Annotated in this window: 11 protein-coding genes; 3 read left to right on the forward strand and 8 right to left on the reverse strand. The window is 43.3% G+C overall.

Annotation, left to right across the window (positions count from 1 at the left end; all coding sequences use genetic code 11):
- Nucleotides 1-32: 32 nt before the first annotated feature.
- Together G460_RS0104010 and G460_RS0104015 are read left to right on the forward strand one after the other, a co-directional pair.
- The gene (locus G460_RS0104010) at nucleotides 33-662 is read left to right on the forward strand and encodes a 4'-phosphopantetheinyl transferase family protein (protein WP_026954153.1); all 630 of its coding nucleotides are present in this window, start codon (nucleotides 33-35) and stop codon (nucleotides 660-662) included.
- A gap of 1 nt (nucleotide 663) precedes the next feature.
- A complete protein-coding gene (locus tag G460_RS0104015; protein WP_026954154.1) occupies nucleotides 664-1,239 on the forward strand; it encodes a redoxin domain-containing protein in 576 nt (191 codons plus the stop codon).
- Here G460_RS0104015 and G460_RS0104020 read toward each other — a convergent pair.
- From G460_RS0104020 to G460_RS0104040, 5 genes are all read right to left on the reverse strand, one after another.
- Nucleotides 1,236-2,078, reverse strand: coding sequence for a transglutaminase-like domain-containing protein (locus G460_RS0104020; RefSeq protein ID WP_026954155.1), 843 nt, complete (start codon nucleotides 2,076-2,078; stop codon nucleotides 1,236-1,238). The two genes, G460_RS0104015 and G460_RS0104020, sit on opposite strands and share 4 nt — an antisense overlap.
- A gap of 66 nt (nucleotides 2,079-2,144) precedes the next feature.
- A complete protein-coding gene (locus G460_RS0104025; protein ID WP_035463834.1) occupies nucleotides 2,145-2,618 on the reverse strand; it encodes a hypothetical protein in 474 nt (157 codons plus the stop codon).
- Nucleotides 2,618-3,871 (reverse strand): sulfite oxidase, encoded by a 1,254-nt coding sequence (locus tag G460_RS0104030; RefSeq protein ID WP_035463835.1) that lies wholly within the window; start codon nucleotides 3,869-3,871, stop codon nucleotides 2,618-2,620. Before G460_RS0104030 ends, G460_RS0104025 begins: the two co-directional genes overlap by 1 nt.
- A gap of 65 nt (nucleotides 3,872-3,936) precedes the next feature.
- Nucleotides 3,937-5,547, reverse strand: a complete 1,611-nt coding sequence (locus G460_RS0104035) for an acyl-CoA carboxylase subunit beta (protein ID WP_026954158.1) — start codon at nucleotides 5,545-5,547, stop codon at nucleotides 3,937-3,939.
- Between the two features lie 344 nt (nucleotides 5,548-5,891).
- Nucleotides 5,892-6,695, reverse strand: coding sequence for an N-acetylmuramoyl-L-alanine amidase family protein (locus G460_RS0104040; RefSeq protein WP_026954159.1), 804 nt, complete (start codon nucleotides 6,693-6,695; stop codon nucleotides 5,892-5,894).
- Between the two features lie 61 nt (nucleotides 6,696-6,756).
- Here G460_RS0104040 and G460_RS0104045 point away from each other — a divergent pair, with 61 nt between their 5' ends.
- Nucleotides 6,757-9,483, forward strand: coding sequence for a putative LPS assembly protein LptD (locus tag G460_RS0104045; protein WP_026954160.1), 2,727 nt, complete (start codon nucleotides 6,757-6,759; stop codon nucleotides 9,481-9,483).
- A gap of 16 nt (nucleotides 9,484-9,499) precedes the next feature.
- Here the strand turns inward: G460_RS0104045 and kdsB are convergent, their stop codons facing one another.
- The 3 genes from kdsB to G460_RS0104060 all read right to left on the reverse strand — a co-directional run bounded on the left by kdsB (nucleotide 9,500) and on the right by G460_RS0104060 (nucleotide 15,462).
- Nucleotides 9,500-10,228, reverse strand: a complete 729-nt coding sequence (gene kdsB, locus G460_RS0104050; RefSeq protein ID WP_026954161.1) for a 3-deoxy-manno-octulosonate cytidylyltransferase — start codon at nucleotides 10,226-10,228, stop codon at nucleotides 9,500-9,502.
- A 132-nt stretch (nucleotides 10,229-10,360) separates the two neighbouring features.
- Nucleotides 10,361-12,052 (reverse strand): SusD/RagB family nutrient-binding outer membrane lipoprotein, encoded by a 1,692-nt coding sequence (locus G460_RS0104055; RefSeq protein ID WP_026954162.1) that lies wholly within the window; start codon nucleotides 12,050-12,052, stop codon nucleotides 10,361-10,363.
- A gap of 17 nt (nucleotides 12,053-12,069) precedes the next feature.
- A complete protein-coding gene (locus G460_RS0104060; RefSeq protein WP_026954163.1) occupies nucleotides 12,070-15,462 on the reverse strand; it encodes a SusC/RagA family TonB-linked outer membrane protein in 3,393 nt (1,130 codons plus the stop codon).
- Between the last annotated feature and the right edge of the window lie 16 nt (nucleotides 15,463-15,478).

The following is a 15,478-nucleotide window of genomic DNA, read 5'->3' on the forward strand; positions in this document are numbered from 1 at the left end:
TTGGCTGTAGCTAAGGATCGCCCTTTTGGCCTATGCAAACAAAAATAGAAAAAATTGATACTTCCTCGGCCTTGGCCATTAAGATTATTGAAGACCGGTCGGGTATAGATTTGGATTTCCTCAGTTTTCGTGAAAAACTCTCCCTTGCCAACATATCTCATGAGCAAAAAAAACAGGAATGGATCACTGCCAGACTAGCCATCAAAGAAGCACTCGACCTGATGGCAATCCCCTATCCTGGTTTTTTCAAAGATGAGCACGGCAAGTCGCACTCGATGAGTGGCGGAGGATATGTATCACTCAGCCATACGATGGGTCTCGCAGGAGCCATTTATCACCGAGATAGTCCTGTAGGTATTGATATGGATTTTGTTCGTGAAAAAATTCTCAGAATAGGCACTAGATTTTTGGATCCCAAAGAGATTGATTTTCTTCATCATGATCCTGTTCATTATACATTGGCTTGGTCTGCGAAAGAGAGTATTTTCAAGTGTCAGGGAAAAAGAGGTGTTTCATTTAGGGATAATATCCTCTTGGAGCCATTTACTCCGACAGACACGATCATTCACGGCAAAATCAGAGGCACTGACTATGCAGATCATCACTATCAAATCGAAGCTAAAATCCTGGGTGATGTCGTCCTCACCTATACTATCTGGTAATATGAAAAGATTAACCCTTCTACTTTTATTTCTTCTGCTTACCCAAGCTATTCGAGCACAAGGCTTCCAATCGATCGAGCGTATCGACGCAGTCACGGGGAAACAAATGCAGGTAGAAAGCCTCATGAGAGACAAAGCATTGATTCTGATATTTCACAGTCTCAAATGTCCCTTTGCAAAAATGTATGAAGAGCGGATCATTCAGCTTCGAAATAGCTATAGCAACAAAGGAATAAACTTTGTACTCGTAAATCCAGAGTCTGGGGATAGTCCTGATGATCAGAAGGTGCTCAGAGAATATGTCGATGCATCCGACATCAACATGAGCTATCTGATCGATTCTGATTTACAACTGGTCAAGCAACTCGGCATCACCAAAATCCCGGAAATCATCATCCTGACTCCAGGTGAAAATCAAGCGCAAATAGCCTATAAAGGGGCAATCGACAACAATCCGCAAGCAGAAGCTTCTGTATCAGAAAAAACGCTAGAGAGAGCCATCAATCAGGTCCTGCGAGGAGAAACTCCCAGTCCGGCGCAAGTCAGAGCTACAGGGTGTAATGTAAAGGCATTTTAAGAATCCAGAATCGCAATTAACTCTTTGATCTCTTGGACTTTTTCAGGTTCACCTAATTTATCAAAAGAGTGCACAAGATTTCGAAAACTTCGCAGGATTATTTGTAAATGATCCGTCGGCTCAAAGTATTTAGTCTTCGGTTCTATCTTTAAATGATTAAGATAATTAGACACATCTTTTTTATTGAAAATCAACCCCTTATTAAAAGCATTGATATAAAAGGTACTGTCTTGGGATTTGTAAGTCAGAACAAACAAATTGGGTAGATTGACTCCATAAACTGGCAAACCCAGCTTCTGAGCCACCAGCATGTAAATGGCACATAGAGTAATTGGGTTTCCCTTTTTTGTATCCAACACATTCGAAAGCATGCTGTTCCCCGGCGAATGAAAATTTTTGGTATTGGCAGAAAATCTCAATGTATTGAAAAGCACATTATTGATAATCCTAATCTGGTCTGAGGGAGGTAAGTCATTTTTGAATGCTGTCCAAACCTCAAAATAAATCTGATGCATCTCAGCGTTGAGCTTTTCAAATTCCAAATCTGGATACTGGTAGGTATTGATGATCCAGAGGCCCGTCAGCAAGTCTTTGTTTTCAGAGTTCTTCCAATCTAAAAGCCGGCTTTTCAGCAAGGCAAACTGAAGGTCGTGAACCAAGATCTCGATTTCCTTTTGAATTTCCGGGTTAAAGCTATGCTCCCATTTTTCTTCCAAAAAAGGTATAATCCCTACTCCCAAGGAGGTAATCCGGTCTCTCACATGCGTTCTCACTTCCATATCTCCATCATCTAGGAGAGAAACCAAGGCATGCAGTTCACTTTCGGTAAGTTCAGACATTCAGATGTTTTTGATTATTGAATATAACCAATTTTCAGCAACAGGAATTCAAATTGGACTACCCTCCTACTCTTCAAGCTGATACCATTTGATACCGGAAAGATTGGCTCTTCTCCCTTCCTGAGTCGGGGCATAGTTTTTTGAAAGATATTGGACGATCGTCTCTTCATTTTCACCCAAGTCCCAAAGGCCTTGAGTAGTTTGCATCCATACAATCAGTCCTTTCCAATAATCCTCCGTACCCCTGTTTTGCTTGATAAGATCTGCGGAGTGGCAGCCTGTACAATTAGCCAATACCATCTGATATCCCTCATCAGCAATCAAGCCAGAGGCTACGTGGATACTATCTACGACTTCATCAGAATCTACTTCAATGGGAGCAGTGGGCATACTATCCAATTCTTCAATTTGTTCATCAGACTGAAAATAATCCGGGTTTTCGCTCCACCACCAAATGCCCACTAGGAGTCCAATTACTGCTAGGACAATTACCAAAATCAAACTTGTGATCAATCGTAGAGATTTTTTGAAATCTTCCATCAGCTCACTTTGATTGCAATGCGGTGACAGGCATTATTCAGATATCCCTTTGGATTCCAGCCCGGAACCAACATAGGTTGGGAGATTCCATTCTGATCCGTAGCCTTTGCCCAAACTTCGTAATATCCCTTTTGAGGAAAATCAATCGTAGCCTGAAAATGCTGCCAAGCCAGACGATTGACAGGTCTGTCCAGTTTGGCTTTCTTCCAAGTCGCACCGAAATCAATAGATATCTCCAGACTAGCTACCTCCAACTCACCCGCCCAAGCATGTCCTCTTACTTCCAGTTTTCTTCCTTGATTGATCATAGCCCCAGATTTGGGATAGGTGATCAGCGATTTGACAGGCATGGATTCGATGATACACATCTGATCTTCTGCCACCTCCTCTCCTGGTGCTACAGGCTGACAGGGAACTCTGTAGGATGGTGATTCCATTTTGGATCCATCATGGACACGATCTCTCACAGAAATCCGATTGAGCCACTTGCCTGAAGCAGAGGCTGGATATCCTCCTGCTACCAATCTCAAGGGATAACCATGAGCCAAAGGAATGTCTTCATCATTCATTGCAAAAGCCAGCAAGGTCTCATCCTGCAGGGCTTTGGCAAGTGGCACTCCTCTTGAAATCGGCTCTTTGGCGGGATCACCGGACAGATGCTTGTCTGCAGCATGATAGCCTATATACACCGCATTACTATTGATCCCTACATCTTCCAGCACATCTTTGAGTCGAATTCCGGTCCATTTAGCACAGGAAACAGCACCCACTTTCCATTGATTTCCACTTGCCGGAGGATAAAACTCACTCCTACCGTTACCGCCACACTCCAAAGTCAGCTGATAAGTGTATTGTTTGAATTTTGATTTGAGCTCTTGAAGCGTATAGCTTTTGGGACTTTTTACGGCCTCTCCATCTATGGTCAGAGTCCAAGAATTAACATCAATGTTTTCAGGAATCAGACCATTGTTTCTCACAAACATCTTCGAAGACGGTGTAACCGCGTCATCCAAAAGATGCGCAGGTGCTTCCATATTCCAGGGTTTATTATTTAGTACGATCAATTCCTTATTCTTTTTGAATAAAGCGAAAGGATCTGCGTCCTGAAAAGCCAGAGGTATGTAATCTTTGGGGATGTTTTTTGAAAAAACCAGATCAATCCCAAACAGCGTACAGAGACTTGCAAGGGATGTCTTCTTGATGAACTCTCTTCGATTTTTTGGATTCAGTAGGTCTGCACTTGGGTTTTTCATGAATTGACAGAAGTGTAATTTTAAGACTTGGGAAAATGCATCCCAATGGGAAAATTAAGAAAACATTAGGTTTGAATCACTCCAACATTGAATTTTTCACTAATCGGTGCATGGTCTGCCGCTTCTATTCCCATGGAAATTACTTTTCTTGTTTCTGACGGATCTATGACTCCATCCACCCAAAGTCTGGCAGCGGCGTAATAAGGGCTCAGTTCTTCGTTGTATTTGGAGGTGATCTCCTCAAGCAAGGACTTCTCTTCTTCGGGGGTGAATTCTTTTCCAGCCTTTTTGAGAGAAGAAACCTTAATCTGAAGCAAGGTGTTGGCAGCCGATGCACCAGACATCACAGCCATTTGGGCAGTCGGCCAGGAATAGATGAGGCGGGGATCATAAGCCTTCCCACACATCGCGTAATTTCCCGCTCCGTAGGAATTGCCTAATATGAGTGTGAATTTCGGCACAACCGAATTAGCCATTGCATTGACCATTTTGGCTCCGTCCTTGATGATTCCTCCATGCTCTGCTTTGCTCCCAACCATAAAACCACTGACATCCTGTACAAATACCAACGGTATTTTGCGCTGATTGCAGTTCATGATAAACCTCGCTGCTTTGTCTGCTGAATCGGAGTAGATCACGCCCCCCATTTGCATTTCACCAGAGGAGTTTTTTACGATTTTACGTTGATTTGCTATAATTCCTACTGCCCAGCCATCAATACGCGCATGGGCGCAGACCAGTGTTTTACCATAATCGGGTTTGTATTCTTCCAGCTCTCCCCCATCTACCAAGCCTTTCAACACCTCCTTCATATCGTAGGGTTTCACTCTTTCTGCTGGGAAGATTTCGAGTAGCTTTTCTACTGAGTATTCAGGCTCCTGAGGGCTCTTCCGATCAAACCCAGCAGATTCTGATTTTCCTATTTTATCAAAAATTGATTTGATCGCATCAAGGCAAGCCTCATCCGATTCATACTTATTGTCAGTGACGCCGGAGATCTCACAGTGTGTGGTGGCACCTCCCAGCGTCTCATTATCTACCACCTCTCCTATAGCTGCTTTGACTAGATAAGAGCCTGCCAAAAAAATGGATCCGGTCTTGTCTACTATCATCGCTTCATCAGACATGATGGGCAAATAGGCCCCTCCTGCTACACAGGACCCCATGATAGCGGCTATTTGAACGATCCCCATGGATGACATTTTAGCATTGTTGCGAAATTGCCTTCCAAAATGCTCCTTATCGGGAAAGATTTCATTTTGCATTGGCAGGTATACTCCTGCACTGTCAACAAGATATATAATGGGGAGTCTGTTTTCCATCGCTACCTCCTGAGCCCTTAGGTTTTTTTTGGCAGTCATGGGAAACCAAGCTCCAGCCTTCACAGTAGCATCATTGGCTACGATCACGCACATCCTTCCACTTACATAACCTATCCCTGTGACCACTCCAGCAGATGGACAGCCTCCCTCTTCGAGATACATCCCATCAGCTGCAAAGGCTCCTATCTCTAAAAATTCTGTATCCTGATCTCGAAGGTAATCTATCCTTTCACGAGCAGTGAGTTTTCCTTTGTCGTGCTCCCGTTGGTTCCTTTTGACTCCGCCGCCAAGCTTGACCTGATCCAGTTTGTGCTGTAGTGTCTCTAGTAGCTGATGAATGCCTGATGTACTCATAGTATACCGGTGATTTGGGTTTAGAAATGATCTATTCCCAATCTACAGGAAGATATTTGGTATTCTGAATTTAGGATTGGAAAATTAGTATGATGATCGAAAAAATTGATTATTTGAGGGAATCGAAATAAAAACCATGATTTGAAATCCTACCAAAATGACAAGGATTTGAGGTGCACAACCAACAAAAGTATCTCAAGCTTTACTCTCATGAGCTCTTTAAATCTCAATCAAAAGGCAGTATGACTTAGGAAGCAAAAAAAAACTGGAGAACAGAGAATGTATATACTATTCCTCTGCTCTTCAGTCTTCTTACTGATTGAATCCTACGATTTTCTTATTGTTTAATTCTTTCCTTCTATTTCCAATTTGTAATCTCTGATAGATCTGTAGATCGCGGAGGCCATGTATTCCTGACCTTCTTTGCTCATCAAGAAGCGCTCCTCATTACTATTGGAAAGAAAGCCTAACTCTACCAATACAGAAGGCATGGATGGAGTCCAAAGCACGTAGAACGGCCCTTGCTTGACCCCTCTACTTTTTCTTCCTACTCTATCTCTAAATTGAGTTTCGATCTGATCAGCCAAACTCACAGAATTATCAAAAAATGCCTTGGACATCAGGTTAAACATGATGTACGATTCCGGGGAGGATGGATCAAAGCCTTCGTATTTTTCTTTGTAATCCTCTTCGAGCATCATCACAGAGTTTTCTCTTTTGACGATATCAAAGTTTCCTTCAAAGTGCTTCATCCCCATCACGAACGTTTCGGTGCCGTAGGCAGACCTATTGGCCGCTGAATTGGAGTGAATGGACACAAAAAGATCTGCTTTGTTATTGTTGGCGATCTGGGGACGTTCTTGAAGCGTCGGGAAGCTATCATCTTTTCTGGTGTAGATCACTTCTACATCCGGAAGATTTTCTTCGATATATTTCCCCACCAGCAGCGTCACAGCTAGGTTGATATTCTTTTCTCTGGACTTAGAACCCAGATTTCCAGGATCTTTTCCACCATGTCCTGCATCTAAAACGATTTTTTTCATCCGAAAAGCAGGCATCATCGTTTCATTGGGAATAAACCCTCCAAACACAAATGGAATTAATAAAATCAGACTTAGAAGAATTTTTTTGTTTTTGGACCGTCTCATGAGGGCAATAAAATTAACTTTACGCGAAATTTCACTCAAATTAAATAAAGCGCAAGCAGCTGTGCAGGGAATCAAGCTCCTTTTTTTAAGTATTTTCTTTCTTTTGATCTTGCCTATCCTGGCGAGTGCCCAGCGTCCTGTCAGGATGCAGGAGAGAAGGCTTTCTGTTCCAGATACTTTGCAGCTTCCACCCGAGGTCAACCTGGACAGTCTGACCACTACCGCAGACACACTTGCTATTCAGGATACGACAAATATTGTGCCTCCTAGTCAGATTACTACAGAAATCAACTACTACGCTGAGGATAGTATTGTGACAGACTTCACTACTAATAAAGTCTATCTCTACAATCAGGCGTGGTTTGAATACGGTCAGATGCGACTCGATGCGGATAGGATCATCATAGACTGGGAAAACAATGAACTTTATGCCTCTGGCGTGACAGATAGTACAGGTACGATCTCAGGCAATCCTTTTTTCAAAGATGGAGACGCAGTCTATGAAATCCGGAAGGAGATGCGCTACAATTTCAAAACCCAAAAAGCCATCATCAAGGATGTAGTGACTGAGCAGCAAGATGGAATCTTGCGGGGCGAAACTATCAAGAAAACTGATGATGGAAGCATCTATCTCGACCATGGCTACTACACTACTTGTAAATTGACAGAGCCACACTGGCATATCTCTTCCAACAAGCTTAAGTCAATCGAAGGTAAACAGGTGGTTTCTGGACCTTTTAATCTCTATTTCAATGGAATTCCTACTCCATTGGGTTTGCCATTTGGGATCATCCCTAATACGCCTGAGGAAAAAGCCTCCGGGATTATTTTCCCAAGCTATGGTCAAGAGCAAGTTCGTGGATTATTTCTGAGGGATTTCGGATACTACTTTGCAATCAACGACTTCATCCATACCCGAGTCACTGGTGATATTTATTCCAAAGGTGGCTGGGGAGCCAAGGCCCAATCAGTTTATAAAAAGAGGTACCGCTTCAGTGGGGGCTTCAATATGGACTTTCAAAAATTCAAGTCTCCGGAAACAGAACTCAATCCAGCTGATTACAATTCTTTCCGCCTCACATGGAATCATACTCCCGAAACAAGGGGAACTGGCAGATTTTCAGCATCAGTCAATGTGGGTAGTACCAGCTATTTTAATACAGTTATTAGCAATAACTTCCAGAACAATATTCAATCTGACCTTCAGTCAAGTGTCAATTATACGAAGCAATTTGCTGGAACACCATTTTCCCTATCGGCATCAGCACAGCATTCCCAGTCTATTTCCACAGGGGAAGTACAGTTGAGACTACCTAACCTCAATGTGAGTATGAACAGGCAAAAGCCTTTTCAAAACCTTTCACGAGTAGAGCTTCTTCGTAATTTCAATGTGGCTTGGACTTTTGATTTCCGAAACTCCATCACCAATAAAATCACTAGTACCACCCCGATCGACGAGGAACTTGGAGGCACTACTCAGACAGAATTAGTCCCTTTCAATCTGGAGAATTTCAACTACCTCCTTCAAAATGCGAACCTGGGAGCACAGCATAGAATTCCGATCAGTTCCAATTTCACCCTATTCAAATATTTCACCGGGACAGGTTCATTCAATGTATCAGAGACTTGGTATTTGCAGAAGCTCAACTACTTCTATAATCCTGTGTCTGAGCGAGTAGATCAGATCGTAGAGGATGGCTTCAATAGGATCACTACCTATACAAGCTCATTCAATATGACTACCAATATCTACGGCTTTTTCAATTTCAAAAAGGGAAAAATAGAGACCATTCGGCAGCATATCAACCCCTCTGTTGGCTTTAGCTATACGCCTGATTTTACAGATCCATCTTTTGGCTACTACCAAAATGTGCAGACGAATGCGGAAGGTGACACTAGATTATATAATAGACATTCAGGGTTTATTTACGGAGGTGCGCCAGCCGGCGAGTCACGGTCTATGACGATGAGTTTAAGGACGGTTTTGGAAGCCAAAGTAAAAAACTCCCAAGACAGTACTGGAGAAAATCCAACCAAGAAAATTCCTTTGTTGGAAAACCTGGATATGAGTTCCAGCTACAATTTTGCCGCTGACTCGTTTAATCTTGCTCCCATTCGAATTTCGGCACGTACGAGTTTTTTCCAGAGAAAACTCTCTGTCAATATGAGTACTACTTTGGACCCTTATGCCACGACTAGCTATACCAACTCATCAGGCGCAGTCTTGGAAAGAAGAGTTAATGAATTTGCCTGGAAAAACAATCAGGGGCTCGGTACCATCAGAAATGCTTCCCTCAACCTTAATGCCTCCATCAATCCGAGCAGCAACACACAAAATCCCAATGAAGTACGGGATGAGTTGACCAATCAATTTCTACAGCAAGGAGGTATTTTGGATGATTTTGTAGAAAGTCAAATCAATCAGATCGTGAATGATCCCAGTCAATACATCGACTGGAATATACCTTGGAACCTTTCCTTTGGGTATAATTTTGCCTACAACAAATCCACCACGGGAACCACGAATATCACTCAAGCGCTGCAACTCTCTGGGGATGTTTCTCTCTCCGAAAAGTGGAAAATCAACTTCAATACAGGAATTGACTTACAGGCAAAATCCATCACTCAGTCTATGATAGGAATAGCAAGAGATCTTCACTGCTGGCAGATGAATGTCAACTGGGTTCCTTTTGGACGATTCACATCCTACAATATCGACATCCGTGTCAAATCCAGTATCCTTCAGGATCTCAAGGTATCCAGAAGAAGAAGTTTCTTTGATCTCTAATTTGATTTACAAAAAATTATAGCCCTCGGCTGATAAAGTAATTTCTGGCATTTTCCAGATCTGCCTTAGTGTCTATAGCGATTGCTCGGTGCTCAGTAGGCACCATCCGAATAGCTATTCCTTTTTCTAATAATCTCAATTGCTCCAGCATTTCGACCTGCTCCAGCTTTCCTTTTTCCCAAAAAGGAAACACCTCCAGTATCTCTCTACGGTAACCATAGACTCCGATGTGTTTTTTGTATTCTAAATCAGTCAGCTTTTCTCGGTTGTATGGAATTGGTGATCTGGAAAAATAAAGGGCATTGGATCCTGCATCCAGTACCACTTTAACCGCATTGGGATTTTGTGCCTCTTCTTCCCGGATCAAACAATATAGAGAAGCTACTTTCACACTTTCATCTTCAAATGAAGCCGTCAAATCTTCCAGAGATTGCTTATCCTGAAATGGCTCATCGCCTTGCACATTGATGATCACATCAGCATCGACCAAAGCCAATGCTTCTGCTATCCGGTCCGAACCACTATGGTGATCCTTCTGAGACCGAAACACTCTCCCACCGATAGATTCGATCTGACTCTGGATCAGTTCGTGATCCGTCACCACCCATACCTCATCAAAAAGCCCCGTATCCACCGTGCTTTGATAAGTTCGCTGTATCACTGATTTACCGTGAAGGTCTTGAACCAACTTCTCAGGCAATCTGGTAGAAGCGAATCGGGCGGGGATTAATGCGGCTGTTTTCATGGGGGTAAAATTACCTGAATTTATAAGTTGAAAAAACTACCACCTTCAATTCTGTCCTCCTCGCCTGGATTGACATGAAAAAAGGCTAGGATTTCACAATCCCAGCCTTTTTAACATTGTACATTCAGTTCCTTACCATGGACTTGTGGTTCCTTGGTAGAGCCAAGACTTAGACCACTGGCTATCTTTTCCAAAACCACCAGAATACTCCGTCAACTCCAAACGATCCAAAGCTCCATTGATATTGGTTCCATTGTTATTGTACTCATCATTTCCATATTGGAATCTCAAAGCAACTTTTGGCTGAGGAGATTGAGGTCCGGTAGTCAGCATAGGATATCCTGTTCTCTTGTAATCAGCAAAAGCCTCTGCAGCAGATGTCCAGCTAGCCACCCACTTCTGTACCATCACCTGCTCAAGTGTATTGTCAAATGCAACACCTTCTTCTGCAATAAACGCATCGTAGTCATCCGACACCTCCCATGTTTCAAGAGATTTTTGGATTCCGGCATAGTAATGATCTTGTGCCGAACCTACATTCCATCCTTTGATAGCTGCTTCAGCAAAAATGAAGCTGACTTCAGCTGAGGAAAGCATTCTGGCTTGCAAAATATCACCTGCTGATCCTGAGCTTTGGTAGATATCAGCCAATGTAGATACGTGCTGATTGTGAGTTCCTTGCCCAGGAGAAGGGTTGCCATTGTAAGACTCAGGCACCATCAGTGATGGTGGCAGCCCCACATACATCGCATCATTTAGGCTGATCAGACTAGGGTTGTACTTTCTAGTAAATTCATCATCTGGATACATCTCTACAAAATCATCAAATGGAAGCGTGGCTACAGTCAAAGGCTCACCATTCATGTAGATGATATCATCAGTGGCGGTCTCCAGTGATTCGTCTGCTACCCATTGAACGCGTACCGGTGCAAACCAAACCGAAAGCCTGGGATCTTGACTTCCCATCAATTGGTCAATAAAAGTCTGGCAAGCCTGGTAGCGTGTAAAATCATCCGGGTTCAATCTCACGTGCTGAGTAATCCAGATGTCACTCGCTCCTCCGGTGTAGTCCAATACCGCATCTTGACCAGGAGTCATCAGGTAGTCACCAGAGGCATAGATTGCTTCCACTCCAGCTTGCGCTTCAGCAGGCATTTTGACAGAAATTCTCATGTAATAGCGTAAAAGCAGTGAGTTTGCAAAGCGCTTCCATAGGTCTACATTTCCTCCGAAAAACAAATCATTGGCAGGTACTACACCTATATTGTCTGCATTTTCAAACATCGCCACAGCAGCTTGAAGATCAGCGATGACTCCCTGATAAATTACTTCTTGACTATCATATTTTGGAAATTGATATTCAGTTTCACTCTCATTGCCTTTCAATGCATCTGAAAAAGGAGCATCTCCCCACAAATCCGTGATATTGCCAAAGGCAAAAGACTTCATAGTCAGCGCTACTCCTTGGAAAAACTCATGATCCATCTCTACAGCACGGGTGTAGAGCAGGTCATTGTTTCTTAGAATATTGTACCAACCAGCCCAGCTGACATCTTCCCAGGCATAGTTATTATGCCCTCCATACCAGCCATTTTTTTGCGTATGCTGCACTGCTCCTGCGAGGTCATTGACACCAAGATTAGCATAGCTTTGCGCAGATGCAGCTAAGATTGTAGGCATTAGCAAGTTGGGGTTTACCTCGGCCGGATCGATGCCGTAAGGATTGACATTCATGTCATCCAGCTTGTCATCACAGGCGGTCATTCCAAGCCAGCAAATCAAAGCGATCAAAAGACCTTTTGTATAGTTTGAATTGATTTTCATGATTCCTTGATTTGAAATTATAGGTTAAAATTCAATTTGAAGCCTATTGGAAAGCTCCATGGCATCACATTTTGTCGTTCTATTCCCTGACGGAATTGGGATGAAGTATTCCCTTGTGTACCGGAGTTGGCCCAGAAAGCTCTCTCAGGATCGATTCCAATATCGGCTTTGGTCCAGAGCATCAGATTCCTCGTGTAGATGGAAAAAGTTGCATTTCGAAGCTTGCCCAAAGTCGGGAATCTATAACCTACGCTGAGTTCTCTTAGCTTAATAAATGAAGCATCAAATGTCACTTGCTCATTGTAATCCCACGGATACGTATTGGTGATCGGATAGACATTCGTTCCTTCACCACCTAGATGCTCCACATACACGTCATCGCTGTAGTCATCCGGTGTATCTCCACCAGAGACTAAGATCACGCCCGGTACAAATGCCCCATCATTTCCGTTTTCATCAACTGGAAAACCACCTGTTTCGGCTGTGTGACCACCTACTCTTGGGAAATTTCCAGGACCCGGGATGATGTATTTTCCAGGATTGGATTTCAGCATGGCGATCAGTTCATCAGCAGAATACAGACCTCCAGGGATCAAATTGTCCAATTGTCGCTGGGATTTCCAGTCAGACTCTCCATAGCGATAGGTGAAAGACATGAATTCTCCGCCCTGTCTCCAGTCTAGACTTGCTCCGATCACAAATCGTTTGATATTGAATGTAGTCTGAAGCCCCATTTGGAAGTCAGGGTTGAAATTCCCGACTTTTCGTAGGCTTTCAGTGTCCGACAGCTCCTGCCATTCGCCTGCGTTGGATAGTATCGGCCACTGATAGTAAGGAGAGTTAGGATCTTCTACCTGAGCAAATCCACTGCTGTACATATTTCCAATTTCTTCCCCGACAAAAGTGATGGCACCGCCACCATTTTCAGACCATAAGGTGATCCTGTCAAGACCATCCGCCAACTCGACAACTGTAGTTCTATTTCTACTCCAGTTAAGATCTACATCCCAAGTAAAGCCCTGCTTGCTGATGACCGTACCGCCCAAAGAGAGTTCTATCCCCTTGCTTCGGATCAGACCCGCATTGATCAATCTGCCTGAGTAGCCGGAGGAAGAAGGTAGATTGACTGAGAAAATCTGATTTCTATTGTCTATCTGGTATAGCGTTCCTGTGAATCTCAAGCGGTTGTTGAACATATTCAAGTCAATCCCTCCTTCGTAGGATGTTGCCTGCTCTGGCTTCAAGCTAGGGTTTAAGAGTCCAGACGGCATACTGGCCGTATTGATATTATTATAGACTCCTGTGGAAAGATTTGGTAGCAAGTTGTATGGGTCGGTATCATTCCCCACCTGAGCATACCCAAATCTCAATTTGAACATGTCGATGGTTTCAGGCATTCCCAAGGTATAATTGGCAAGCCAGCTCAAAGAAGCCGAGGGATAGAAATATGATCTATTGTCTCTAGGAAGTGTGGATGACCAGTCATTTCTTGCAGTCAAATCAAGATACAGTTGGTCAGCATATCCAAAAGAGGCCAAACCATAAATAGAGTAGATTCCTCTTTCATAGTATGAATTGCTCATGGATCGATTGTCCGCAGGAATGTTTTGAACATTGTAAATCCCCGGGATCACCAAGCCATTATTTCTATCTCCTCCTACTCCTACATTGGTACTTCTACCAAAACGGTTCATAATGTTTCCACCCACAGAGGCATTGATATCCAATTTCCCAAGGTCTTTATTCCAAGAAGCCAAAAAGTCTGCATTGGATTCTTGAGTCGTAATATCGGAAACGTAATAGCCACCTTTAGCCATACGGCTATAGCTATAAGGGATTTTGGTTTCTAGATTTTCATCAGCCCTATCCAAGGAATAGCGAACCCGGATATTGAATGATTCTGAAAACTGATAATCCAAGGCCACATTTCCATAGATTCGGTCTCTGACGAAAGCATTTTCGATTCCATAAGCGATAAAGTAAGGATTGTCTCCAGCAGAAGTCCTGATTTGCTGGACTCCTTCCTGACCTGGCATCCAGATATCACGCATCTGTTCATAGTCTACATAGGAGGACGCGTAGATTGCTTCCAGTGGATTGGCTCTTCGATCTCCCGTACTTGGTCGATCATTGGATTTGCTATTGGTATAGTTAAGATTGGATGTGAAAGTCAACTTGTCCAGAATCTTATATGTCAATGAGGTAGAATAGCTATTTCGAAACAAATCAGAATTTGGGATCATCCCCTGATGCAGCATGTTGGAATAGGATACTCTGTAAGTAGCACGATCATTTCCACCGTCTACAGCCAAATTATTGGTGGAAGTCACTCCAGTTTGCATGAAATCTTTCATCGCATTCGGATATGCCATAAGCTCTGTGGCGATAGGATTGCCATTTTCATCCGTGGGACTATTCCATTGGATAGCTGTATTTCCAGCATTCAGTTGTGGGCCTCCCCAGTAGGCAGATCCTTCGTTGAATACACCTTCTCTGTTTCCATTTGCATATTGATAGTGAAAATCCAAGAGTCTGGTAGGTTTCTCGAAAACATTACTAGTGGAAAAGGAGACTCCCATATTTTTACCTGAACCTCCAGATTTGGTCGTGATGATCACGACCCCATTACCTGCTCTGGTACCGTATAGTGCCGCTGCACTGGGACCTTTGAGGACAGAGATGCTTTCAATATCATCCGGATTGATATCTGAAATGGCATTACCATAATCAATCTGATTCCCGTCACCATTTTGACGGATGTTATTTAGTGAGTTGGACATAGGAACACCGTCCACTACGAATAGTGGCTGATTGTCTGTAGTCAGAGATGTAGCACCACGGATCACCATACTCATGGACGAACCTGGACCACTTGTCTGATTGATCGTCACGCCTGGCATTCTTCCGGATAGAGAACTCAATACGTTCTCTTGTGATACCTGAGTCAATTCCTCTCCTTTCACATTGGAGACATCGTAGCCCAAAGACCGCTGATCTCTTTTGATCCCCAGGGCAGTCACGACCACTTCCGACATATCAGTTGCAGCCTCTTCCATAGAGATATCAATTACAGATTGATTTCCAACTGTTATTTCTTGAGCATTGTAGCCTACATAGGAAAATATCAACACAGAAGTGGGACCTGCCACTTCTAGAGAGTAAGTTCCGTCTATCTCAGTGACAGTTCCATTGGTAGTACCTTTCTCTAAAATCGTCACTCCTGGAAGCGGTAGTCCATCTACTTCAGATGTGATTTTGCCACTGATACGCTGAGCCAGAGTCGATGCTTCCAAGTCCGAGTCAGGCACGATCTCGGCCTCTGCCCTGGCCAAAGGCAGGGCCATGATACCCACTACCGCCAGCGCCTGCCAGAGTATTTTGGGTTTTACTAGTTTGGAAAAATGTTTCATAAGCTTATTGGTTAGG

Origin of the sequence: Algoriphagus vanfongensis DSM 17529, from assembly GCF_000429465.1 — a bacterium.
GTDB classification, from domain to species: domain Bacteria; phylum Bacteroidota; class Bacteroidia; order Cytophagales; family Cyclobacteriaceae; genus Algoriphagus; species Algoriphagus vanfongensis.